This is a genomic window from Cobetia sp. BL01 (assembly GCF_056493605.1).
Map to the genome: position 1 here is coordinate 1 of NZ_JBVBEE010000007.1, position 25,083 is coordinate 25,083.

19 protein-coding genes are annotated in these 25,083 nt (G+C 56.3%); 7 read left to right on the forward strand and 12 right to left on the reverse strand.

The annotated features are described in order from the left end of the window. Positions 1 to 216: 216 nt before the first annotated feature. The gene (locus ACZYGA_RS12675; RefSeq protein ID WP_024953445.1) at positions 217 to 675 is read right to left on the reverse strand and encodes an META domain-containing protein; all 459 of its coding nucleotides are present in this window, start codon (positions 673 to 675) and stop codon (positions 217 to 219) included. 198 nt (positions 676 to 873) lie between these two features. Here ACZYGA_RS12675 and ACZYGA_RS12680 point away from each other — a divergent pair, with 198 nt between their 5' ends. From ACZYGA_RS12680 to ACZYGA_RS12700, 5 genes are all read left to right on the forward strand, one after another. Next, positions 874 to 1,869: an ion transporter gene (locus ACZYGA_RS12680; RefSeq protein ID WP_479399273.1), complete on the forward strand. Its 996-nt coding sequence runs from the start codon at positions 874 to 876 to the stop codon at positions 1,867 to 1,869. 426 nt (positions 1,870 to 2,295) lie between these two features. Beyond that, positions 2,296 to 3,027 (forward strand): TauD/TfdA dioxygenase family protein, encoded by a 732-nt coding sequence (locus tag ACZYGA_RS12685; RefSeq protein ID WP_225347875.1) that lies wholly within the window; start codon positions 2,296 to 2,298, stop codon positions 3,025 to 3,027. A 271-nt stretch (positions 3,028 to 3,298) separates the two neighbouring features. After that, on the forward strand, positions 3,299 to 4,618 hold the full coding sequence (gene egtB / locus ACZYGA_RS12690) for an ergothioneine biosynthesis protein EgtB (protein WP_024953448.1): 1,320 nt from the start codon (positions 3,299 to 3,301) through the stop codon (positions 4,616 to 4,618). A 90-nt stretch (positions 4,619 to 4,708) separates the two neighbouring features. Further along, complete coding sequence (locus tag ACZYGA_RS12695) at positions 4,709 to 5,050, forward strand: DUF427 domain-containing protein (RefSeq protein WP_024953449.1); 342 nt, start codon at positions 4,709 to 4,711, stop codon at positions 5,048 to 5,050. A 258-nt stretch (positions 5,051 to 5,308) separates the two neighbouring features. Then, on the forward strand, positions 5,309 to 6,076 hold the full coding sequence (locus tag ACZYGA_RS12700) for a nuclease-related domain-containing protein (protein WP_225347876.1): 768 nt from the start codon (positions 5,309 to 5,311) through the stop codon (positions 6,074 to 6,076). 59 nt (positions 6,077 to 6,135) lie between these two features. Here the strand turns inward: ACZYGA_RS12700 and ACZYGA_RS12705 are convergent, their stop codons facing one another. The 10 genes from ACZYGA_RS12705 to ACZYGA_RS12750 all read right to left on the reverse strand — a co-directional run bounded on the left by ACZYGA_RS12705 (position 6,136) and on the right by ACZYGA_RS12750 (position 19,465). Continuing rightward, positions 6,136 to 7,428: a type II toxin-antitoxin system HipA family toxin gene (locus ACZYGA_RS12705; RefSeq protein ID WP_052384808.1), complete on the reverse strand. Its 1,293-nt coding sequence runs from the start codon at positions 7,426 to 7,428 to the stop codon at positions 6,136 to 6,138. Further along, on the reverse strand, positions 7,425 to 7,667 hold the full coding sequence (locus ACZYGA_RS12710; protein WP_084589588.1) for a helix-turn-helix domain-containing protein: 243 nt from the start codon (positions 7,665 to 7,667) through the stop codon (positions 7,425 to 7,427). Before ACZYGA_RS12710 ends, ACZYGA_RS12705 begins: the two co-directional genes overlap by 4 nt. Positions 7,668 to 8,112: 445 nt before the next feature. Beyond that, positions 8,113 to 10,725, reverse strand: coding sequence for a hypothetical protein (locus ACZYGA_RS12715; protein WP_479399275.1), 2,613 nt, complete (start codon positions 10,723 to 10,725; stop codon positions 8,113 to 8,115). After that, positions 10,722 to 13,211 (reverse strand): hypothetical protein, encoded by a 2,490-nt coding sequence (locus ACZYGA_RS12720; RefSeq protein WP_153635476.1) that lies wholly within the window; start codon positions 13,209 to 13,211, stop codon positions 10,722 to 10,724. The genes ACZYGA_RS12715 and ACZYGA_RS12720 overlap by 4 nt, the downstream gene beginning before the upstream one ends. Before the next feature lie 134 nt (positions 13,212 to 13,345). Further along, the gene (locus ACZYGA_RS12725; RefSeq protein ID WP_225347877.1) at positions 13,346 to 14,170 is read right to left on the reverse strand and encodes a hypothetical protein; all 825 of its coding nucleotides are present in this window, start codon (positions 14,168 to 14,170) and stop codon (positions 13,346 to 13,348) included. A gap of 365 nt (positions 14,171 to 14,535) precedes the next feature. Continuing rightward, complete coding sequence (locus tag ACZYGA_RS12730) at positions 14,536 to 15,483, reverse strand: site-specific integrase (RefSeq protein WP_043335828.1); 948 nt, start codon at positions 15,481 to 15,483, stop codon at positions 14,536 to 14,538. A gap of 334 nt (positions 15,484 to 15,817) precedes the next feature. Next, positions 15,818 to 17,383: a DEAD/DEAH box helicase gene (locus ACZYGA_RS12735; RefSeq protein WP_284893779.1), complete on the reverse strand. Its 1,566-nt coding sequence runs from the start codon at positions 17,381 to 17,383 to the stop codon at positions 15,818 to 15,820. Further along, positions 17,380 to 17,925: a hypothetical protein gene (locus tag ACZYGA_RS12740; RefSeq protein WP_284893780.1), complete on the reverse strand. Its 546-nt coding sequence runs from the start codon at positions 17,923 to 17,925 to the stop codon at positions 17,380 to 17,382. The genes ACZYGA_RS12735 and ACZYGA_RS12740 overlap by 4 nt, the downstream gene beginning before the upstream one ends. Positions 17,926 to 18,152: 227 nt before the next feature. Further along, entirely contained in the window at positions 18,153 to 18,281 is a 129-nt protein-coding gene (locus tag ACZYGA_RS12745) for a hypothetical protein (RefSeq protein WP_284893781.1), read from the reverse strand. Positions 18,282 to 18,655: 374 nt separating this feature from the next. Next, the gene (locus ACZYGA_RS12750) at positions 18,656 to 19,465 is read right to left on the reverse strand and encodes a helix-turn-helix domain-containing protein (protein WP_404626920.1); all 810 of its coding nucleotides are present in this window, start codon (positions 19,463 to 19,465) and stop codon (positions 18,656 to 18,658) included. A gap of 507 nt (positions 19,466 to 19,972) precedes the next feature. On the opposite strand from ACZYGA_RS12750, the gene ACZYGA_RS12755 reads away from it, so the two are divergent. Together ACZYGA_RS12755 and ACZYGA_RS12760 are read left to right on the forward strand one after the other, a co-directional pair. After that, a complete protein-coding gene (locus ACZYGA_RS12755) occupies positions 19,973 to 21,022 on the forward strand; it encodes a phosphotransferase enzyme family protein (protein WP_317292863.1) in 1,050 nt (349 codons plus the stop codon). Further along, positions 21,022 to 22,356, forward strand: a complete 1,335-nt coding sequence (locus tag ACZYGA_RS12760; protein ID WP_225347879.1) for an aspartate aminotransferase family protein — start codon at positions 21,022 to 21,024, stop codon at positions 22,354 to 22,356. Before ACZYGA_RS12755 ends, ACZYGA_RS12760 begins: the two co-directional genes overlap by 1 nt. 397 nt (positions 22,357 to 22,753) lie before the next feature. Here ACZYGA_RS12760 and ACZYGA_RS12765 read toward each other — a convergent pair whose 3' ends face one another. Next, the gene (locus ACZYGA_RS12765; RefSeq protein WP_479399277.1) at positions 22,754 to 24,781 is read right to left on the reverse strand and encodes a TonB-dependent receptor domain-containing protein; all 2,028 of its coding nucleotides are present in this window, start codon (positions 24,779 to 24,781) and stop codon (positions 22,754 to 22,756) included. Between the last annotated feature and the right edge of the window lie 302 nt (positions 24,782 to 25,083).

Genomic DNA, 25,083 nt, shown 5'->3' on the forward strand with positions numbered 1-25,083 from the left:
GGTATAGACCTTTACCAGAAACAATTCGCCGTCTGATAAAGGCGTAGCCGAGGTGAGTCCCTTCATGCTCCCGGCAGTCCGAAGATGCGAGATGGGGAATACCCTGCGGCGTGGATGTCGCAAAAAGACCGGAGCGGGACGAGTGATTCAGGCGCGATGAAGCAGTGCAAGCATTTCTTCTCGTCCCGACACCTTGTCACTGGAGCTTGTGAGTCCTCAATAGAGATGGACTGTCTGGAAACGGGCACGCGACGCCCCTTGTGCATCCATCAGCGTCAGTGTCTTGCCTTCTATCTGCCAGCCCGACACGTCATTGAGTGTCGCGAGGAAATCGCGTTCGAGCGTTGCTACTTCACCGGGACATGCCATTCGCGTGATGGCCAGGCGGCCGAAGCCGAGTTCTTGCGCATCATGGTGATATTCCCCCATCAGGCGATTGCAGCCGGTGGAGCCGGCTACTCGCGAGTCTTGTGTATGTAAGACGATATGGGCTTCACGCTTGCCTTCCACCACGGGTGTTGGCTGGTTGTCGAGTGTCACCAGCTTCCAATAGGTGTTCTCCAGTGGCTCGTCGACACCTTGATAATCCTCAGAGGATTGAGCGCCTGCGCAGCCGCCCAGGGTGAGTGCTGCGCTCATCACGGCGGCCCATGTCATCACTTGCGCTTGTTTCATGCGGGTGTCTCCCTCACTAATAGGGTGTCTACGGCGATTCGGGGCTGGGCTCCGGTAGCGCTGCAAGCCCTCGCAGATAGCGTCATCGCCAGTGTGGTCAGCTGATGCGCGGTCATCGCCAGCGTGGTCATCTGAAGCGTTGTAGGCTGAGTCAGGAAGACGCGTTACGCATTCTGAAACAATCGCCAAGGAGTTGTCATGCCAGCCACCCGCACGCCCTCGCCCGCCAGGGAGCGGATACATCTGTGGTGGGATCTGTTCATCATCGTGCTCGTGATCGCCAATCTGGCATTGCTGCTATTCGATAGTCTCTTCCTGATTCCCCCGCTGAACACGGCCTTCGAGGCCGTGACACCCGGGTTGCATGCGGCCTATGAGCAGAATATCCACGCCAATTTCCTCTCTATCGACCTGGCATTCGTCGCCGTCTTCCTGCTCGATGTGCTGGCGGGGTGGGCAGTGGCCATTGCGGAGCGGCGCTACCACCGCTGGTTCTTCTATCCCTTCGTGCACTGGTACGACGTGCTGGGGTGTATCCCGCTGAGCGGCTTCCGCCTGTTGCGTGTGTTGCGTGTGATCTCGCTGTTGTTCCGCCTGCAACGTCTCGGCTTGATCGATGTTCGCCGCTGGTACCTCTACGGGGTGGCGGCCAAGTATCTCGATATTCTGCTGGAGGAGCTGACGGACCGTATCTCCCTGCGCATGCTCGATAACGTCCAGCAGCAGTTGCGCGACAGCGATGACCTCTCATCTTCGGTGATCGAGCGTGTCGTGGAGCCTCGCAAGCAGGCCTTGATCCGTGAAATTACCCAGCGCCTCGAGACCATGGCGGGGGATGTCTATACCCAGAATCGCGACGATACCCTGCGCTATGTGCGGGGCCTGGTCAGTCGCACCCTCGCCGAGAGTCCGGAGCTTCAGCGTGTCTCGCGCCTGCCCATGGGCACCCAGCTTACGAAAGGGCTGGAAAGCTCGCTGTCGGATCTGGCCTGCCATCTCGTCGATGAAGCGCTGGTCGGCCTGCGTTCCAAGGAGTTCTCGGCGCTGGTGGGGCACCTGGCAGAGAGTGGTTTCGATGCTTGGTCGCGCACTGACCCGAGGACGGAGCAGATCACCGAGCAGGTGCTGATCGACATGCTGGATCTGCTCAAGGAGCGGATCGCCGTGAAGAGTTGGCAGAAGAAATACGAGTGACGTGATGCACCAGCGTCATCCTGATAGGTAACTCGCGGCGTTCGGGATGAGATGGGGCGAGGTTTGGCGCACGGGAATGTGTTTGCGAGAATGCTGATACATTCATCCCACGCCGAGAGTCTGTGAGCCGCGAGTGTCGTCGCGCAGCGATAGCGCGGCCTGATGACACATCAGCGTCTCGCCAGCGTGGGAGCCGCGACAGGAGGTCAGTGTCATGGCGAATCCAACACGCACTGAGGTAGCCGAGTCAGCACCGGGCGTTCCGTTCGACCCGGCACAGGTGGCTGTCATCCAGCAATTCGGCGGCAGCATCACACCGCTGGAGCCGATAGGCGCCGAGGTGAGGGGAATCGATCTGTCCGCTCAGGACGCGCCGCCCGCGCCAGTTGCTGGTGGGGCGGCAAGGAGCTGCACAGTACCCATGGGATGCATCCGGCCACGCCCGATGGCAACCGGCACATCTTCCGGCTGTCGAACGATCGCCGTCACGGCATTCCCGGCGTCGGGCCGCAGTGGCATAACGACGGCAGCTTCAATACCGATACGTTCTCGCACTCCGGCTACCACATCATCCGCCCGGCCGAGAACGGCGGCGGTACCTGCTTTGCTCATCAGGGCGCGGCCCATGACGCCTTGTCTGCCGAGCGTCAGGCCTTCTGGCGCCGTCTTGCTTCGGTGAATTCCTCCTCCGGGGCCGTACATCCCGTGGTACACGAGCACCCCATCACCGGTCGCAAGTGCATCTGGCTTCATCTGGGCATGACCGGCGCAGTGATCGAGAAGCTACCCGATCAGGATGCCTTCCGGCTGCTGACCGCCGAAGAGCTGACGCAGCTCTGCCGTGAGTACAACGCCATCCTGAATGCCGGCTTCACCGAGGGTTACGCCCTCGACTTCGAGTACCAGGAAAACGACTGCGTGTTCATCGATAACCTGGCGGTCGCTCATAGGGCCGCGCCCGGCGCGCACTTGCCGGCACAGGAGCAAGGCTTGCGGATCATGCATCGCAGTACCGTGCGTGGCACTCAGGATCTGGCACCTGGCTTCGGACTGCCGCTGCAGGTGGATATCCATGGCCCCAGCCCGCTGGAGAATGGTGTATGGCAGGGCGGCGGTATCGGCTTTCGTTGGGAAGAGAATATTCCGATGCAGAACTGAGGCTGGCGCGCTCAGGTAAGACACTTGCAGCGGGACGTGCGTTACAGCGAAGTGAAGGCTAGGGCAGATCAGGGGTAGATCAAGGTGCAGACCTAGTTTCAGAGGAAAGACCAGAGTCCGTGAAGAGTTGGCATTAGCAACACGAGTGATAGGGTGGGGATATCACCCCGACCAAGCGCTGATGGGGCTGGGGAGGCACGTCAGCCGTGCTGGCCAAGAGCCTGTCCGATCACGTTTCAGGGAGAGAACCAGACTCGTAAAGGAAGCCATCATGTCATCTGCCCATGACACCGTCATCGAAAGACCCGATAGCCTGCATGCCAAGGAGTGGCTACGCGCGTACCAGCGGGTACGCGCCGCCACCGAGGCGATCTGTGCGCCGCTGCATAAGGAAGACTACATGGTGCAGAGCATGGCAGATGTCAGCCCGCCCAAGTGGCACATCGCCCATGTCACCTGGTTCTTCGAAGCCTTCATCCTGAAGCCGTTTCAGCCGGACTATCAGACGCTCGACCCCGCCTACGATCACCTCTTCAACTCCTACTACGAGACCCATGGCGTACCGTTCCCGCGCGCCGAGCGTGGCACGATCTCGCGCCCGACCGTCGACGATGTCTATCGCTATCGCGCGCACGTCGATCAGGCCATGCAAGCGCTGCTTGAGAATCCGCCACGGGAACATCTGCCCGAGATTCTTCGCCGCTTGGAGCTGGGGCTGCCGCATGAGCAGCAGCATCAGGAGCTGCTGTTGATGGACATCAAGCACATTCTGGCGCAGAACCCACTGTGTCCGGCCTATCGGGATGATCTGACTCCGGGATTGGCACCAGCCCCTGCGCAGGAGGTGCCGTCGCTTGGATGGCTGGCCTATCCAGCTGGGGTTCGCGAGATCGGCCATGATGCAGCCGAAGGTGGCTTCGCCTACGACAACGAGATGGGCCGACACCGTCAGTTCGTCGAAGCGTTCGAGATGGCCGACCGTCCGGTGACCAACGGCGAGTTTCTCGCCTTTATGCAGGACGGCGGATACGCCACCCCCGAGCACTGGCTGGCGGATGGCTGGGCGACGGTCAAGGCGGAAGGCTGGCCGGCGCCGCTTTATTGGGTCGAGCGCGACGGCGTCTGGCATCACTACACGCTAGGTGGCCTGGTGCCGGTGGATCTGAATGCGCCGGTCTGCCATGTCAGCTTCTTCGAGGCCGATGCCTACGCCCAGTGGGCGGGCGCGCGCCTGCCCACCGAGGCCGAGTGGGAGACAGTCGGTCAGGATGTCCCTCTCTCTGGTAACTTCGTCGATCAGGATTATCTACAGCCAGTCGCGGCCGCGAGCTCCGAAGGCATGCCGAGTCAGATGTTCGGCGATGTCTGGGAGTGGACGGGCAGTGCCTATCGCCCGTATCCGGGCTTTCGCAAACTGCCGGGCAGCCTGGGGGAGTACAACGGCAAGTTCATGTCCGGTCAGATGGTGCTCCGTGGGGGTTGCTGCGCCACGTCTGCCGATCATATCCGCGCGACCTATCGCAACTTCTTCCCGCCCGAGGCGCGCTGGGCGTTCTCCGGCTTTCGGCTCGCCAGGGACGGTGGGGTCTGAGGGTCTGACTCTTTCAGAACGCGCCTCAAGGCACTTTCATCTGCCGCTTTCATCTGCCGCTTTCACCCGCCAACCCGTAAAGGAGTCTTCATGGCCGACCACCTCGAACCGCGTATCACGCTGCACCCGCTATCCTCGCGGGTGCGAATCCTGGTCGGTGAGACGGTGATCGCTGACACTGGCAACGCGCTGGAATTGCGCGAGAAGGGCTATCCGCCGAGGCTCTACTTGCCGCGCGCCGATGTGGCGATGGCGGAGCTCTCGGTTTCTCACACCGTCACTCATTGTCCGTTCAAGGGCGACAGTACCTATTACTCGCTGCCGGATCTTCCTGATATCGCCTGGAGTTACGATCACCCCATCGAGGAGGTGCAGGCGATCGCCGGGCGGCTGGCGTTCGATACCGACAAGGTCATGTTGGAGGTGGAGTGATTCAGACGAACGGCTCGTCGCCAACCTGATTCTCTCGTCGATGCACAACGCTCCGTCGTGCTCTGCTTCAGAGATAAACCGATAGAGAACAGTAGCTTGGCGTTCGCCAGATGGTTAGAATCCTGCAGTTTGCTGCACCGCGCTCCTCCATCGGGCGCGGTGCAGCATTACCTTTCCCTTATCAAGGCTCAGTACTCCGGTTGGACGAATCACCTCGCTTGATTCCTTTCCGTACAGGCTGCACCAGGAGTCATGACAGTGGTTGTCCCTTCGAACATCGCGCCGGTGATGAGTGTACTGCTATGCCTCGTGCTGGCCTCCTGCGTCAGTCGTTATCTCAAGTCTCCCCGCATGAAAGGTCGCATTGGCGAGTGGCGAGTGCGCTGGATGGCGCGTCGACTCGGCAAGCAGGGCTATCGGGCCTTGCACAATGTCACCCTCAAGACCGAGAGCGGCACCACCCAGATCGATCATGTGCTGCTGTCGCGTTTCGGCTGCTTCGTGTTGGAAACCAAGAACATGAAAGGCTGGATCTTCGGCAGTGAGCACGAGGCGAACTGGACCCAGCAGTTTCCTCGACAGTCGTTCAGCTTCCAGAACCCGCTACGTCAGAACTACAAGCATCTCAAGGCACTGGAGACGACGCTTGGCGTGACTCCCGAGCATCTGCATTCGGTGATCGTCTTCGTCGGCAACGCCAGGCTCAAGGGTGAGATGCCAGCCAACGTGACGCGCGGTACTGACTTCGTTTCCTTCGTACAGTCGTTCAAGGCCCCCATCTTCAGCGAGGCGCAGGTCGAGGCCATGCATGAGGCGCTGCTGACGGGGCGGCTGGCGCCGACTCGGGCGACGCAGCGTGCTCATGTGCAGCATCTCAAGCAGCGCAATGATCCACAGGCGAGACGTGAATGCCCGAAATGCGGTAGCCGTATGGTGCTGCGTACTGCCAAAGCAGGTGTACGTGAGGGCCAGCAGTTCTGGGGATGCTCGGCCTATCCGGAGTGTCGCGCGACACAGGCGGTGTGATGACTGCCTTCACGGCCCCGAACGAGGCAACATCCAAACTTGAATTTCGCTGACAGGCACTACCATCGCTCGGCACGGCGGCACTGCTTTTGAATGTGTTGACGTTGCTGCTGCAACCTCGTCCAGCCTTTGCCTTCGAGACCGGCTTGCTGTAGCTGCTCCTTGAGTATGACTGAGTCGGATAGATCAGCGAGCATGGTAACCATCTGTTGAATTTGGCGCTTCACAAACGGATAACTGAATCGGCACTCCTCCGAAAAGGCCTGCCAATCGCGCGGTAGCAGCTGCATCGAATTGAACTCCCCGCCGAGGGAGAAGGCCATGTCTGAATCGTAACCGAGCACTATGGTGCCAACGAGGTCATAGGCTGGGGCGATCTGCCAACGACCTCGGGAGTCCTGTAACAAGGACACGTTCTTGGCATGGCCGTCACTGTTGCCAACCAGCACATTGAATATTTGCCAGCGAAGCAGCTGCTGAATGGATGCCGCTGAGGGTCGGCAGGCTTCGCGGACTGTTTGCACGATCTCTCCGAAACGTGGCCCACCGTAAGCCTGGTATTTCTGATTCCGCGACACGCCCATGGCCTGACACAGATCCTCCTGATGCAAACGCTCGACGTGTCCGCTTTCAATACCCAAGCGGTCGTAGCGTTCGACCATCAAGTAAGGATGTCGGCCGGCATAGACCATCGTGGTCCTCGGGCAGGCTATTCCCCCCAAGCGTGCCAGATTGTTCAGATACAGCTCATTCAGAATGACTTGCTCACGCCCTTCGACGGCGAATTTCAAAATATGGGTAGAGGGTTCGATTCCGATAGGTAAGTAGAGTGTATCGTTCCACAGTCGCACAGGGATCTTGTCCTGCGCGCCGGCCAGCGAAAGACGAGGGCGTTTGGCCAGAGCTCCTTCATTCATCAGGGCATACCGCTCGCGAGCACCTGCCCATTGCGCAAGTCGATCGAGCGGCAACTCGCGGTAGTTGTCATCGAGGGATGACGGTAGGGTTCTTGACGGCGGCATGTGATCGCTCGGAAGGATCGTCAGCGCACCAGCACAATCGCCGCCGATGGTCGCCAGTAGCGAGAAGTCGTCGTCTGGTATACCCAGGCGCTTGATCAGCGCCGCCCGGGCTTGCTCTTCAGGCAGCAAATTTGCGAACCAGTGATGCGCCAGAAGGTCTTGGGGCTGCCAAGCCTTTTGGCTTAGAGGCAAGCTGTACGAAATGGCATGCCCGTTCTGTCGCCAGGTATCGTTGTATTCGAAGCCCATCAGTCGGCCATCCGTGCCGCGCCACAACGTCCCTACATGCTGCGTGTCGCGCCATACGTTCAACGAATCCGGCAATATCATGATTCGGATCCCTCCGGTGGAACAGCGGACAGCTCGATGCCTAGCGTATCAAGTACGATCAATATGCGACCCAACCCGCAGCTGTCACGGCCGTTTTCCAACTCACTCAGAAAGCGAATGCTCAACCCGCAAAGACCTGCGAGGGTTTCAAGATTTAGCCCTTGCTGCTTGCGAGCGCGGCGAATCAACTTGCCAAGCGTTGCGGCATCATGAATGGGAACTGCTTGCGATAGGGGCATGCTAAGACCTTTCACGATAAGAAAGCGGGTTGTTGTAAACAATTTAGTATACTTAAAAATTTCCCTATAGGGATAATTGGGTGGATATACTGGAGTAGTCCTGAATTTTTCCCTATAAGGAAAATAGTTGGTGTGCGGGTTGCAAGTGCTGCAATTTTTCCCTTTCAGGACAATTTGGGGCGATCAGTCTGTCAAAGTGTCAAGGAGATCATCGCACCACGCATGAACTGCTAATGCTCCATCCGTGTGTACAGGCTCGGACAGCCTACTGTACCTCCTGACTCATCCTGGTTGCCGAGCGTGAGATGGCGCAGGTGGACTCTGAGTGCAACACCGCAAGTGATGGAGGGTGATACATCGGGGTTGGGCTATCTCTAGCCCGTCGACCACCTGCGCTTCGGCTTCGATAGGCGACAGCCAGTATGCGAGTATGCGATCTTCGCCTTCAGCGTCGCTTCATCAGCTCCAGAAGTACCTCACCATGTATCTCACCCAGCACATGCGTGTAGTGATGTGTCAGTGTTTGAGAGTTGCGGTGCCCGATCAACTTGGCGAGTAACTCGAGACGGTGACCTCGTGCCTTGGCATCTCTTTCCAGTACGTCGTAGACCGCTCGGCGGCAGTTCGCCAGTGCTGCAGGAGTGAAGGACCAATGTCCTCGGCAGGTGGAGGAAAGGCGATCCAGAAGCTGAGGGTAGTCGTCGCTGTAGAGGCGCAGTACGAGCCACGAGATTGCATTGTGCCTCAAGAGATGAAAGTCGAAGTGGATGTCCTCCAGCTCCAATCCGGGTGTGAGAGCACCGCGGAGAGACTGCCGGGCCCATGCCATGAGCGGGGTCAGCAAGCTCTCTCTTGAATAGCCCAGCGGAGAGCTTTCTGGCCCCAGCAAGGCAATGTTCTTCAAACGCTGCTGGCCAGCAAAGGACTCTCGGCGCCTATCAATCCATTCTTTCACCAGCGTCATCAATTCTGGGGATATCAAAAGGTGAAGAGGAACGCTGCGACGAGCATTTGCGGTCTTCCCAGCATGGATTTCTACGTAACAGTAGGTGGGGCCGTCATCTCCCGGCTGATTGATGATGACGTCATGCAGTGTCAATGCCATGACTTCTCCAGCTCTCAGGCCCCCGTAGTAGCCAAGGAGGAAGGCGATCAGCCAGCTGCGCCGCAATCCACTCCGTCTTCGGGAGAGCGCCCGGGTCAGATGTTCCGCCTCGTGCGGCATGATCAGATGTGTACGCAATGTACTGATGAAGCGACCTCCCTCACCCTGCACGGGGGGAATACCCGTTAATCGATCGTTACCTTGGCAGAAGCTGATGAACTGATTGAACGTCTGGAAGAAGTTGTGGGACGTCGAAGTGTCCCAGCCTTTCTGAGTCGGTAGCTGTTCGCTGATCGCCTCCATCAGTTCTCCATCCCAGAGCGTCAACCATGGGATATCGGGCAACATCATCATGGAGGTGGGCGTCAGACGACTCAGGTAAGTTCTGAGCGTGCTGGCTTTGTTGCCTTGAGTGCTCGATTGATAAGACAGCCATAGCAGTATCCAGAGTGGATAGCTGTCTTCGCCCAGCATGTGTATCAGCTTCTTCGCGTAGCGAGACGTAATGGCGTCATGCCGCTGGATCGCAGATTCCCCTCTGGGGGTTATCAGACCTTCATGCTCCAGTTCGGTGATATACGCATACAGTTGGTTGCCTGCTTTCACATACCAGTCTGTTGATAGTTGATCCTGCCTGTATCGAGGGGAGGTTGATGGTGACGATTCGTTACTCCTGACGCCTCCTCCCATAAGGAGTTCAGGGGTGTGAAGATCGGTCTCGATGTCTTCCGGTTCAGAGGCATCCATGGCGCCGGAAGCGCTTGACGTACCGGAGGTAGGGAGGGATGCCGCCGATAAAAAGAGGCTTTCGTCATGCTGCCAAGGAGAACGCCAGCTACACACCGGCAGGGGATAGCGCCGAAGCAGCTGTGACCAGAGGGGCGCAGGGCCCAACAATGTCGTGCACCGAAAGGCATGACGAAGCAATGATCGGACACTCTTCAGCGAAGCGGAGGAACCAGTCCTGCGTGGTGCCTGGCTATCTAGCAGCTGTGACAGACCGGTGACCAAGAGCTGATCCAGATGGGCAGCTCGCGCTTCCAATGGACTGTTTAGATCCAGCGTAGCATCCGAGGAGAACCACCATACATCTGCTCGCTGAGAGGAGGGGGCTGATGATGGGGCAGGGGACTGACGGCAAGCCCTGAGTAGCCTCCTGAGATGATTCGGGATTTTTAGCCGGTAATGGGCTGGATGTGTTCGAGATAACCCTGGCAGGCAGCCGATGAACCAATGGTGGGGACCGCGCTTGGTGTTCAGGCGTGGCAGATGCTCTGAGCTCAAGTTCAGCAAAGTATGGCGAATCACTTCTTCCTCCATCCCCAGCAGGGTACCCATGCTCAAGGCCAGGAAGAGAAGAGACTGCTCTGGCGTGCATTGGTTAGCGGGAATGCTCTGCAGGGCGCGTACCGAATCCAGCACCCGTTGCTGAACCTTGATATCTCGTGATGAGGTAGCCGCGGATGAGGGTCTGACCGGACGCTTGATACTGGTCGGAATCGTAGCCTCGAAGTCAGGCTCTCGGTTGAGATGAGTCAGTACAAGCGCGACTTCCTTGGTGACCTTTCGGGAGCTGAAGTCGAGTTCAGCTTCCTTGGTAAGCTGGATGGCGTTGCGAATCAAGGCTTGTACAGCTCGCTGGTTCAAGCGTGTGGCATTGTGTCGAGCGCGAGACGGCTTGGTGGAAGGCGCACTTTGCGCTCTAGCCTGTGCTCTGGTTACCTTTTTCTTATGCCGTCGCCAGGCGTAGCGTGCGACATTCTTGCGGAAATGTCTGAGCTCTTCAGATGAGGAGAAAAGGGGATGAGCTGGATCATCCCAGCGACGGAATATCCTACCCAGTGTTTTCGAAAGCTCGATCGGAGACAGCTTCGGAGCTGTAAGCTCTTGGTGCGTGGCCTGGGCAGGTACATCGGTTTTCTTCCGAAGATCAATGGTGGTAACAGCGCTCATCCTCTATCTCCTTGAATGGCTGGTCCGGCGTGCTCAATGGGCCATGGGAGGTCGTCTCTGTGAAGCAGATCCGGTGTCAAGCCGCATAGTCTGGCGATATCGGTTAGTGCGCTTCGTGTCGCCGATTGAATCAGGCTCCGATCACTGGCCGGGGATTGGAGTGAGTGCCCCTGGGTGGTGTGCCCAGCGAGTGCGCTAAATTCAGCGTGAGAAAGTCGCGATTGGAGCGCGGTGAGCATGCTGTGGCGCGTGATATTGGAAGGCTGGTGGCCCCACTGGCTCAATTCAGTTGCCAAAGGCGAAGGCATGAATGTTGGAAGATCCTTGAGCCACTGTCGCCAGTCAGCATGCTGCATGCGTTGCTGCGTCAACATCATTGTCGAGGCATTGAACTTCCATTGAACGGGGTAGGCGACTTGTTCATGCCTAAGAAAGTCTGCTTTGCCACCGTGGCGTTTCCACCATCGTTGCCATTCCTCCCGCCACTCATGCTGAAGCCGGAGCAATGTGCCAAGGGCAGGGACAAGTGGAATTTGGCGGCTTTCCTGTGCCCGAGCCGAATCCTTGTCGCGTAGCCAGAGCGTATTTTCCAGCTGCTCACATTGGGTTTTGGATCCAATTGGGCGAGCCAAGGTGCAGAGCTGCCATGCAAGTAAGGTCAGCGCTCCCAGTATCTGACCTTGCCGGGCAATGGCTTCGCCGACTGCCCGTAAGTCGCGACTACGATTCCCTTGTGAGGTAATCAATGAGGTAACCAGCATGGCGTGGTTCTTGGTAAGTTGCGTCAGCAAATGAAGCGGACGTTTGAAATAGCTCGGCTCCTGGGCTTTTGTGGATCCCACGGTGTGATCTTCGCGAGGTGTACGACAGTCTTCTTCTAATAAGGGAAATAGGCCAAGCGCAGCTTGAGCCGAGAGAAAAGCCTTCTGAATCTTGTGCAGAGGTATCGTTCGATACGTTGCCGGGGCAGAGAGCGAAAGCGGGAGCTCGCCTCGCAACCAGGTCGCGATCACTTCATCTTCACAGGCAGGTATCACCCAATGATGATGACTGGCGGACACGCGTCTCAACGTCAGAGTACTTCCGGGACGGTTATCCCCCCAGCGCTTGAGTTTTTTCTCGATCAGTGATTTCAGTGCTTTGAAGGGCTGGGCGCCGGGGAGCCATGCCTTTTCGGCCATGAGTGACTGATTGAGAGCGTTGGGCAAGGGCAACGTGATGATGGTTTCGTTAGGTGCCTTGTTGACAGAGTAATGGAGTAGCCCCTCCTCCGGTGACCAGCTGGGAACTTGATCCAGTGTCTGGCAGATGATCCACTCACGATTGCTATCGCTATTGAGGGGCAGCTTGGGGGATCGGGAGATTACCGTCGTCTGCAGCAAGCGCTCAGGTGCTATTCCACTGCAAAGTAGAATGCTAAGAAATGCCAAGGCTTGTCGGTTTGCAATAGCACTCTCAGATTCTATGAGAAATTCCTCATCTTTCGGTGGTTGGAAGATACGTAAAGCTGCTAGAACCTCTTCTTGTGGGCGTAGGCTGATGTCTGCAGATGTCTTGAGACTGCGGGCCTGTTGCAAGAGCTGTACGCTCTCAAGGTGAAGCGCCTGATCGCCTTGTGAAAGCAGCGTGTTATGGAATAGCTCTTTCACTGGGTCGAGGGGTGAGATACTGCTTTGGTTCAGATCATTAGATGATGATTCATTCTGATGTTCATTGTCATCCGTGAGCTCTTCATCATCCTCTATTAAGGCATGGTCAAGTGCTTGGATTGACCTGTCAAGGGAGCGATAGTCGGTATATTCAGCATGAATTTTGTAAGATTTGTCACTGGCCCAAAGTGGCGAATCACGAAGAATGGTATCGACATGTTGACGTCTTTTTTGATTTTCATTGCGAGCTCTATGCTGTTTTCTTATTGGGCTACGAGTGAGCTGGCTCGACTGATAAATTTCGTCAAGCAAAGCGCGTGTCGCTTTCTTATTGCGCAGATGGTTGGGATGCTCCGATGGACGATCAGTTGCTTTATCATAGGCATGAAGAAACTGTTCGAGCAGCTCCAAATCAGCATCGGAAAAATGCTCCGGAGGAGGAACTAACTGCTCTCCCAGGGTAGGGGAAATGGGTCTGGGGAAACTGTTTTGAATATCATCCAGGTCGCCCCAGTTAAGTAGCCGCTTAAGCGCCTTTCTAAGCTCAAGTATCTGGGTGTAATATTTGATGGCAGAGCCACGTCTTACAGTACGACGTGGCTGACAAAAAATCAGTCTAAGCAGCTTTCGGATACTGCTTACGCGAGGATCAGTGAGCGATATAAATCGGTAGTTCACCGTGTAATGAAGGCAGTGAGACATTCTATGATTTCGATGTGACTCATCTTCCATAAAAAATTGGCTTTCTAGAAACTCTTCTACTTGGGGCACAAGGTCTGGCTCCGAGTAATCGGCGGCAAAGAGGCGAGCACTGAGGCGATATTCTGAGGCAATCAAGGGTGGGAGGCTCCTCTTGAGCCACTCCGGTACAAGGGGCCAGCGGGACCCGATCGCATTGAGGTCGTAATTAGCCAATATTTGGTCAGGTAGTTGGTGTTCACTCACGTGAAAGCCTCCTGTTTATCAGTCAATCAAAGCTCATAAAGCCAATCAATTTGCGAATCTGAGTCGTTTTCCCTCTTATTGTTCGAGTACTTGTTTTTTTCTTTTATATTGCTTTGCTTGTTGGTATCTGATTCCTGCTTCCTATTATCTTTTCTTTTGCTATGGGTGTTCTTCTTACTTGTTTTAGCGACAGTGGCGCCGTTTGCTATATTTCTATCTTTAGATGCATTACTTTGACTTTTATTAGCGCTATCCGTTATTGTGTTCATAAACTTTCTAATCGAGTCAGTGGAATAGCGATATTTGAACATTGATGAGATTTGCTTGTGTGTTATTGGCAAGTTTTGTTGAGTGACTACATTGCTCCATGCGTATTGTAATCTTTCATCACTAATGAAGTTTCTGAGTATATTGTTCCATAACTTCTTCTCGTTAATATTGATATCGCCAGTGGTATGTAGGTTGTGGATATTGATCCATTCCCAGCCAAGCTCGAGCAGAGGCTGTAGCACCTGGTAATAGAATCTCACCACCTGGACTTCATCTTCGTTGAGTCTGCCGATATCGATCTCGATGCAAAATACACTTTGTGAGACGGGCACTTTCTGTGTGGATACGATGGCTTTGATAACATGAAAATTCACGAACTCCTCGGAAGTGTGAGTCGACTGAACGTTGCTGCGGAAGCGGACAGGCGCTATGGGCAGGCTCTCTGTCGCGACCGTTGGTCGAAAAGCATGCTCCTCGTTCATAAGCTCGGCGGTGTCCACCTCGAGTACTCGCTGATAGATGACAAGCGTCTTGTCAGCGCTGATTTTCACTAGTGACGGTGTATAGGTAGCATCTGGCATATTGATGACTCCAACGATAGGCAAAGGGGGGCCGAGACGTATGAGAGAATCATTCGTCGAGTTCATGTCCAGCAAACGCGAGTAACTTTGAGTAGTGATGATCAGTCGAGTAATACACCCGACCTGTAGAACGATATCTCTGAGAGTACTACCTCCTGATATGTCTAATCTGAATCAATGTGTACTAATAGCATAACTCAAGTAGCAAGAATCTACTGCATCAGTTAACCGTCAAAATCGACCGTTTCGCGAGCATTAGGGCTTTTTAGCGTCAATATTGGTAGTGATTTTTTATTATGACTTTGCGTTTGATTGCTTTTTCTCAATTCATCGATTATTGAACGGTAATGTACTGTTCGTGTTTATCAAAAGTCATTGGCACTGTTTTCGAAGGGGTCTGCGACCCGAATATACTCCGTCAAGGTGCTGAGATGCCTGTGACCTGTTACGCGTTGTATCTGCTCCAGGCTCTTCCCCCGCAGATGAGCTTCAGTGATCAGGCCAGCACGCATGCTATGTGTGCTGAATCCCCGTGAAGCCAGGTTTGACCGCTCAAGCCCTCTGATCAACGCATTCTGAAATGCAGTTCGAGAGAGTTTCGAGCCTCCTGGCCTGCCGCCCAGCGAGACGCTGCGAAATACCGCACCTCTCTGGATATGGGCGGCTTCTAGCCAGCGATACAGGAGATTGACTGGGCAGTAGGGGAGCGAGGTATCCGCATGGTGAATGGCTTTGACTTCATGTCGTCCTTCTTGATTGGTCTTGCTGCGGGCGAGCCTGACCAACACGCCTCGTGTATCCCATGTGAGGTGCTCGACACGAAGGTTGAGGACTTCGCTGTAACGAAATGCTCCATAGAACGTCAGGCAGAACATGGCGGCGTCGCGCAGATCTCGCAACTCGCTCAAATTCAGGCTATTCAGCAGCTGATGCAGATCGTCTCTCATCAAGGCTGGTGCACGTTTCACCGGCACTTCATTGAGGCGTGCACAGCCGCGCATGACCCCCTTGATCATTTGCTCATTGCCCAAGGTGGGGCAATTCATGACAAGGTGCCAACGCCGTAACGAGCACAGCTGCCGCTTGAGCGTATTCGGTTTATAGCCGTCCTCGAAACACCGGGTGAGATAGTTGGCTATCTCCGTGTCGGTGCTGGGGAGGGTGCCGCCACGTCTGAGAAACATCCGTATGTCGCTTTGGAAGGCTCGGATGGTACTCGGTGCAAGGCTTGCCATTATCAGCTTTCGTGCCGAGACCGTCAGGCAAAGTCCCGGCAGAGAGTCCTGGTTTCCCTGATAGGGGATCACTTGCATTGCCTGATGTCTTCGTCTTTGAGGCGGGTGAATGCCTGTCGGTGGTCTGGACACCATGAGGGATCTCCATCGATGTCGAAAAGTTGGAATGATGGCCGACATGCGCTTGTGAGGCGGCCAACCAATTTCACGCTATCACTCTTCGTAAATCAGCCAACCCGAAATGCATGCCTCAGAAGGCATGGAAAGTCGAGAGTCACGCATGCTTAGGGTTATTGGAGGGATACCACTAGCAAGTGCATGATATGTGAGTGTTATCTCTGGGATGAGGTTGAAGAAAAGTGAAATCATCTGCCTGGTCGTGCAGGCGGTGCAGCCGAATCGCTGCCTGTGGTCAGAGCGATACCAGGCGCGCCAAGAAGGCGTTGGAGAACGCCACATCATTTGCCAGATCGAGAGTCATCTCTCGTATTCCCTCTGATAGGCTCACACACTCACTCATGGGGGCCTGAGCATGTGGCGCGCCATGCATTTCAATCGTGGGGAGTTCTCCGCTCGTGCCAGGGTCGTTGGAGGCTATCGAATCTGTGGCTGGATAGACGATTGGGGCGGGTGTTGTCGGGGAAGAGAAGGGATCCAGTTGGATCGCAGCATGCTCGTCGGGTAAGTCGTCAAACAGCCGGTAGGCGTAGTGCCGTAACGTGCTTTCGTTGAGTGCATAGAAATAGCACGCATCATCTTGTGCATGTCGACGCCGTATGATTCGGCCTAGCACCTGACGAAAATACTGTTCGGTCCTGACGTGGCTGAGGTAGCAACATACCTGCAAGCGGGGAATGTCGATCCCTTCACTGACCATGTTGACGGAGACAATCCACGAGGTATGGCCGTAGCGAAAGGCCTCAAGTCGTGCGTGCGCCCCTTCCGTCTGGCTGGTTACCAGACACACCGTCTGTCCCATCTGTTTCAGACAATCAGCGATGTCTTCCGCATGGGAAATGTTGGATGCCACCACCAATCCTGCGGCGGTCGGGTCTTTCTCCTGAAGCTGTCGCAAGCGTTGGCAGCTGACGTCCAGCAAATGCTGCTGAGGCCCCGGGTGACGCAGCAAGGCGGCGTAATGCACCCCTGGATGACGCAACAGGGCTGGGATGCTTTGGTAATACAGTGTCTCACGCTGCGCCTGCTGTTCTGCCACCAGACGTATGTCGTCATTATCTATCAGGTATATCTGGGGAGTACGGCAGACATCATCCTGGATGGCATCACGCAGGGGATAAGTGAAGTCTGGGATCAGCGCGAGGCGGTCACTGTCCGCCGATGGCAGGGTTGGCGCCGATGGCTCGGACGCTGAGGCGTCTTCATGGCTCGGTGCCATATAACGCAGCATCGGAAGGCAACTGCCATCAGTGCGCCAAGGAGTGCCTGACAAGGCGAGCGTAAAGCGAACATCGCGCTCCAATGCCAAGAGTGCCAATCCCCATTGATTGGCGCCGGTGGCTGCCGAGCTGGTGTAGGCGTTTTTTGCGGCGCATGCTGTCGCGCCGGCGGCATGGTGGCTTTCGTCCCAGACCAGCAGGACACGCCCTTGGCGACAGAGTTGCTTGAGATCCTCCAGGCGGAAGCTGAGCGCTTGATAGGTCAGCGCAATACCGATGTCCCCCAGCCTGCCCTGCATGGGCCGCCCCAGAATTTGCGAAAACGTCTCGCGTGCACGCTCCACCACGGCAGAGGTGGGGCCGAGATAGATGACGTGATCAATGCTCCCGTTGAGAATCAGTTCCTCAGTTAGAACGGCTGCCATCAGCATCTTGCCCGCACCCGGGGTGGCCTGGCACAGGAAATGGGGCTGCTGATCCGAAAGCCGTTGAAGCGCTGTCTCAATACAACGCGCTTGCCAAGCTCTGAGTGTCTGGCTTGTCAGAGAGGGCAGTAATCGATTGATCTGACGCGGCGTCATGAGGCACCTCCAGCATGGCGTTTTGCAGAGAGCGCCAGCACGGCGGCCAGTTGTCCCTGGAGTTCACAGGCGCGCTGAATCGCATCCTCCTGAAGTGGAGCGATGTCGGGTTTCGCCTCCGGATAGTCCTTTGCCAGCTGATAGAGGTGCTCGGCTTCCGCCTTCGCGGCCCGCATAGATTTTTTCAAGGCTCGACGTTGTTCCTGCAGTGCTTTATCGAGCGGTAGATGCGATGTGCTGTCGGTTTTCGACGTGGCAAGATCCTGTCGATTGCTCGGCAGTGGGATATCCGGTGAGCGCCCCGAAGTGCTATCGATGAGTTGATAGACGCGGCGACGCTTGCCGATGGTGTCGGATTGCACAGCGTGACCATCAATGACCAAGCGATCGATCAGGTCACCGACACGCTGCAGGACAATAATGGGTTTATAGCCCGCCAACTCTGGATGTTTCATCAGCTCGTTGCGGCAGCTGACTTTCGTGAAATGAGTCGGTTTATCCTTCAAGGCTTTCAGCCACTGCTGGAAGTGCTGTTTGATCAACTGTCCTCGTCGATAAGCTGCTGCAGTCGAGGAGTCTTGGAATGTGGGAGAGCTTGAGGTGTGAGGAGAAGTAGAGCTGTGCTGATTCTCTGAGGTGGTGGTAGAAGACGAGTCGTGTGACGCTGAAGCCTCAGGCATCTTGGAAGACTCGGCTATTGCCTTGCCCGTAACAGAGGGCATATGAGGAGTAGATGAGGCTGCTGGGATGGTGTGAGAAGAATTCGAGGTCATGACAGCACCTCGCTGCAGTCGCCAGCGATACGTGCGCGACAGCCTTGGGAAGGGGGATCGGGATAGCCGCCATAGGGGGTGGGTAGATCGGGGCTACGCGGGGATGCCGTAGTCTGAATGACCATGGTTGAAGCTCCTTTGTGTTGGAGCCGCTCCCGCTGTCGCCAAACAGTGATGGGGGCGGCCGTACACGGGTTGGCGAACCGGCCACAAAGGACACCGGCAGACCCGAGGGTCTCCCGCGCACGACCGCCATAACGCATGGCAGGCACAAAAAAAGCGCCAACCATGGTCTGGGCGCTTGTGCGCCTTTGTGGTTTCGAGTCGCCAAACCCGATCGGGGATTTTGCCCCGATTCTCAAAATTTAGCAGATGGTCGATGGGAGGTAAATATCACTTGTTCGATTTGTCACTGATAATCGGTCTGACACCCCGACGAGAATGGAAGATCATCGGTTAACAAGAGGATCTCTGAAGTGCCCAGTGCACTTGAACCCCTTCACGCTTCCAGCATGGGGTTGGCGCGATAACGTAACAGCGTCACCGACGGCCGCTCGCCAAACAGATGACGATAATCCTGCGCGAATTTTCCCAGGTGATAGAACCCCCAGTCATTGGCAATCTGGCTCACCGTACTGGTGCTGTCCGGGTCACATAGCCGACGTCGTACATGGTTGAGGCGGTTCAGGCGAATGAAGTGCATCGGGCTGATACCGAGAATGCTGACGAAGCTGTTGTGAAGCGTGCGCTGGCTGACATGGGCGATGTCACACAGGGTGTCGATGCTGATGGGGGCAGAAGCACTGCCATTCACGTAGTCACGTATCTTCGCGACGACTTGACGCCGGTGGTGATAGCTAGGGTAGCGCTCAGGGAGAGGGGTCTTTTCGTGCAGGATGGTGTTGATTGCCAGAGATAGAATGTCCTGGTGGACCTGCACCTCGAACGCCGCACTTTGACGCTTGAGCAGGCATTCCATCAGGAAGGTGGCGGCCTGCCGAGTCTTGGATGATACCTCCAGACGCATCACCTGTTGTGGGTCTGCCTCCAGCAATGCCAGTGCCGACTCTCCCGCGACGTTCACCAGCCAGTCCCGCCGGATCACCAGACTATAGATCGCGAAGTCATCAGGCGTGGTCAGTTCAAAGTCATGGTCTCCCGGCTGACACATGATGTCCTGCGTTTGCAGAGAGTAGCCATTGATACGGCAAGGCACCCGAGCTGCCGGGATGCCCAGCCACAGCGAATCCGGCCAGACATGACATTGCTGCCCGAGCGCATGACTGGTGTATTCCTTGAATACCTGCATGTGAGGCAGGTGAAGCTCATCGATACGGCCATAGAATCTCCCCTCGCCGTATTGATCATATTCCTGTGACCAATCGGTCAGGTTGCCGGCCTGTTCATTGACGTCCCATGCCTCCCGCGTGCACTTGCCTGGTGCGAGTGAATCTTTCCTGTACTTCCTTGTGGCATCGCCTGCGCCTGCTAGTGACACATATTGTGGCATATCGCGTGTAACTCATTGGTTTCCATGGTTAAGCAAGGTTTGCCAGATGCTGATAACGCTCTCCCTTGCTGTGTCGTTAGTCTGGACATGCAACTTTCGCGCACATCTTCAAAGAGGGAGCGGGGTTTCGGAATATCGATTCGCACACCCATGCCTGTTTCTTCCGCGAAGTGGCACCGAGACCACAAGGTCAAGAATCGCCGAGGAGGGCATGGCTTCGACCACGAGGCCGCCCTTCATGTGACATCGCGAGGCAGTGAGTATTTCGCAGCGTCCCGGCCTTTCTGATGTCAGCGAGGTAGTGAGATGTATACGGACACTCTTACAAATCAAATAAAAATCGAGTTGGCACGCTGTCTGGAGAAATGGGGCCTATCGAAACAGGCTCAGGTCTCGCTCCTGACCCTGTCGGAGAACGCGACCTTCATCGCTGAGGAGAGTGCGACAGGTCGCAAGATCATCATTCGTGTCCATCGGCCGGACTACCACTGCCGAGAAGAGATCGAGTCTGAATTGGCCTGGATACGCGCTATTCGGGTGACCACCGAGGTCAACACGCCAGCCCCTTTGCCGACTAAGACGGGGAGCCCTGTGCTGAGCATTTCCGTGGGCGAGCTGACATTACTGGTGGTGGCCTTTGAGCATGCAGCGGGGGCTGAGCCAGATATCGGTGACGGCTTGCCGGAATGGTTCGAGCGTCTCGGGGCTGTCACTGCGACCTTGCATGCGCACAGTCGTCGTTGGCAGTTGCCAGAAGGGTTCGTGCGCAAGCATTGGAATCTCGAGACGATGATCTCTGCGCAAGGGCTATGGGGGGATTGGCGTAATGCCCCCGGCATGACGATGAGCGAGGCTCACACCATCAGTGAGGCCATCCCCTATATCAAGTCAGAGATCGCGTTATACGGCACGGCACCCCATCGCTATGGCCTGGTGCATGCCGACCTGAGGCTGACCAACCTGTTGGTGTCGGGAGAGGGCATGTCGATCATCGACTTCGATGATTGTGGCTTCTGCTGGTATGCCTATGACTTCGCTGCCGCCATCAGCTTTCATGAGACAGACCCCTGTGTTCCGCAATTGCGGGACGCCTGGCTCAAGGGCTATCGCTCGGTTGCTGAATTCTCGGCAGCGGATGAGGCGATGCTCGACACCTTCATTCTGATTCGCCGCATCTTGCTATGTGCCTGGTTGGCAACCCATCAGGAGAGCCAGGAAGGCCAGGCGTTGGGCAGTGACTTCAGCCGCGATACCGCGGTGATGGCACAGCGCTATATGACACAACGTGGCCATCCGGTACGCGATGGCTATCTACCTGATGATCTGCAACGACACCACAATGTGAGGATGGCGTGATGGAAAAGGTACGCGGGATTCTGGATCAGAACGCCTTCAGCATGGCGCACATCGACAAGGCAGATGCGCGAATCGGCGCACTGGTACGCAAGCGGCTGGAAACGGTAGGGCCTACGTCCATGCTCTTCTATGAGGAGCCGCTGCACATCGTCCGGGGGGAGCGGGTCTGGTTGTTCGATGATCAAGGCAAGCGCTACCTGGATGTCTATAACAATGTGCCGTCGATCGGCCACTGCCATCCTCGCGTGGTCCAGGCGGTCGCCGAGCAGATGGGGACCCTTAACGTGCACAACCGCTACCTGCACGAAGGTATTCATCGCTATGCAGAGCGCGTATTGGACACGCTGCCGACAGCGCTCAATCGGCTGGTCATGATGTGTACCGGGAGTGAAAGCAACGACATGGCGCTGAGGCTGGCGCGTGGCTGGACGGGCCGGCAGGGTATCATCGTCACCGAGGCGGCCTATCACGGCAACACGGCGGCCGTGACCGAGGTGTCACCGTCTTCCTACAAGCAGGGCACGCCACCGGATCATGTCCATATCCTGCCGATTTCCGAGATGTCCCAGCAATCGGACCCCGCAGCCTGGCTCACTGAGCAGGTACGGCATGGTATTGAGCAGCTGGATGCTCGGGGCTACGGATGTGCGGCCTTGCTGGTGGACTCGATCTTTTCCAGCGATGGCATCTACGCGGACCCCGACGGTTTTCTAAAGCCCGCGGTCGAGATGCTGCAGGCACAGGGAGGGCTATTCATCGCTGATGAGGTCCAGCCCGGCTTCGGGCGCACGGGGCAGGGGATGTGGGGCTTCTCGCGCCACGGCGTGAGGCCGGATGTGGTGACCATGGGCAAACCGATGGGCAATGGCTTCCCGATGTCCGGGCTGGCGGCACGTGAGGAGTTGCTGGCGGTGCTGAACGCCGATGTGGGCTACTTCAATACCTTCGGCGGCTCACCGGTGGCCGTGGCGGCGGGCACGGCGGTGCTGGACGTGATCGCCGAGGAAGACCTGATGGCCAATGCCACACGTCAAGGCGAGTACTTCAAGCGACAGCTCCAAGATATTCAGGCACGTTTCGAGGAGGTGAGCGATGTACGAGGCGCCGGGCTGTTCCTGGGATTGGATCTCTGTGACCCGACGCGTGACGGAGCGCCGGACGCCCAGCGCACCACGGCGTTGATCAACGACCTCAAGCGCAATGGCGTCTTGATCGGCGGGGCCGGCAAGTCCGGCAGTACCTTGAAGATTCGCCCGCCACTGTGCATCGAACGCTCGGAAGCCGACCTCTTCCTGGACAGGTTTGAGCAATCCTTGAGAACGACTTCCAGGTAACCCACTCGCAATACGTCATGGATCATCGGTGAATAACTCCGCTTCGGTGCGGCAGGTTGCAATTGATAAGCAGGGTATTGCACTGGCTCGTGAGCTAATGGCTTATGATGTAATTGCTGCAGGCGTCTGGCGAGACTTTTCGATGAGGTGATATGCGCTTCTTCCTTGGCCTATTACGTGATTCATCGGCCTGGGGGCAACGCTTGCCAAGGTGCAAGCCTTCCGCGAGCGGTTGCTGGAGGAAAGTGGCAGCGAGTCTCGTGGATCTGATGGAAGCTGCTGATGAAGACACCGGCCCGTCATGACTGACGTCTTGTTTTAAAACCATGAGCTGCAACGCATCAAGGGGAGCCTCGGCTCCCCTTGATGCGTAAGCATGAGTGGATCTAGTCGAGGGTCAGAAGTCCATGGTCAGCCCAAGGTTCAACCGGCGGCCATCCAGCACCACGCCGTAGGTGTCATTGGTGACTTCCTTGTCAGCGATGTTGTAGAGGCCAGCCTTGACGCGAGCGCTCTCGTTCAAGGCATAGACGACACCCACATCGAAGAAGGTATAGCTCGGCGTGCCTTCGCTCATGCTGGTACGTGACAGGTAATCACTGGTTTCGCCACGGTAGTTCCCCTGTGCCCACAGGTTGAGGTCGTGAGTAGCCTGCCAGTCGAGTGCCACGTTGAGCATATGTTCCGGGACCTTGTTCAAGGGCTCGCCCTTGAATTCACCACTTTTCTGCTCGGAGTCGGTGTAGGTGTAACTGGAACTCAGGTTCACGCTTGGCGTGATGGCATAGTCCAGTGACAGCTCGATACCCTGCATGACAGCTTCGTCGATGTTGCGGTAGGTGCTGACGAAATAGTAATCAGTGCCGGCATAGCTGCACTCGCGGAAGGCGGGATCGGAGAAACCTTCATCCAGGCCCTGGCAGAGGCGGTCTTCGGAGATCTTGTCCTTGAACTGGGTGTAGAACAGGGTGGCGCCGGCGCTGAGCGTGCCTGACTGGTTCTGGAAGACGGTGCCCAGCTCATAATTGGTACTGGTTTCCGGATCCAGCTCCTCGTTACCGATGATGACAGCGCTGCCCCGACCGGTTAGACGACCGAAGCCCTCTGTCGCAGCGGATAGACTCGGTTGGCTGTAGCCCGTGGAGACCCCGCCCTTGAGTGTCCATTGCGGATCAAGGTGATAATTGGCGTAGACGCGCGGCGAGAGATGTCCGCCAAACAGCTCGTCATCGTCGTAGCGCAAGCCGGTGGTGACGTTGAGGTCCTCGGTCAGACTCCATTCCATCTCGACGAATAGCGCCGCGATCCAGCGATCGACGTTATCGACGGCCCCCGGGACATTCGAATCCAGCAAACCATTGGTCTCATCGGTCAGCTGCTCGAATTTGTACTGACCGCCGAAGGTCAGCATATGGTCGCCCCAGAAGTACGTGGTCTGGTTGTTGAGCGTGGTGACTTCTTCGCGTTTCTCATCATCGGAATCCAGCACGTTCTCCGAGATGTCGTGCTGCAGATAGGTGTCCGTGAGGAAGCTGCCGTAACTTCCCTTGTGGCCAAGGGTATAGACATCCTTGTCGTAGCGATAACGACTGGTTTCGGAATCATCTGCGATGCTCACGCCAGCATTGTGAGTGTATTCTTTCTTGGAGGCGGTATAGCCGAGCGTGAACGCATTGTCCTCATCTGGTGTCAGCGTGAACTCGGCACCTCCTTGACGTGTGTCGCTGTCGGGCATGCTTTCAGCATTGTCGCTACCGCCCTGGTAATCGCTCTCTTCATAACCGGTCCAGTTTCCGTGGACCTTGAGACCGAGCAGGCCTTCGATGAGCGGCCCGCTGGTATAGAAGCTCAGTTGCTGCCCGTCATTGCTGATGTCGTTGAGCGAATGGGTGTATTCCGTCGTGACAGACCCCGACCAATCATCCGCCACTTTTTTTGTGATGATGTTGATGACGCCGCCCATGGCTTGTGAGCCGTACAGCGATGACATCGGTCCGCGAATCACTTCCACTCGCTCGATCATCGAGATTGGGGGGAGGCCAATCTGCTTGCCTTCATCATTGCCATTGGTATTGACGGAGCGGCCAGCCGAGAGAGGGCGGCCATCGATCATGTAAAGCGTGTAGCTGTTGTCCATCCCTCGAATACTGATGTCCTGAGAATTCCCGCCCCCCGTGACATAGACGCCAGGCACATTATCCATGGCATCTGTGATGTCCGTGTACGACTGCTTGTTGAGCTGCTCGCCGGTAATGACCGAGATACTGGCAGGGGCATCCGAGATCACCTGTTCGTAGCCGGAAGCTGTCACCACCACAGGTTCCAACTGGCTGGAGTCGTCAGCCTGTACGCCAGCAGGTAGGCAAGCGGCGGCGATACCGATAGCCAAGGCCGATCGAGCAAAGGGGAGTGCGGGGACTGTCATGTTCCTGGATCCTTGAGGTCGCGATTATGTCGTTATTGAGCCACGAGTTTTTTAGGGTTGTGGGCCACTGAGTGCTCTGTTGACGTCGACTTCGGGTTGGGAATACGACAGGCATCATCGCATCAGTGTCGATCTTTTTTTCGTGTTTAAGAAAACAAATGATAAACATTCGTATTTTTTAGTTTAGGTGTGTTTCTTTGTTGACAGAGTTGCGTTCTACGCAACCCTTGGTGATGGCATGGAGTCGTTCGTAAATTGCGGGTTATGCAACGCACAGTTGCATGATTTTGAGGAAATAGTCG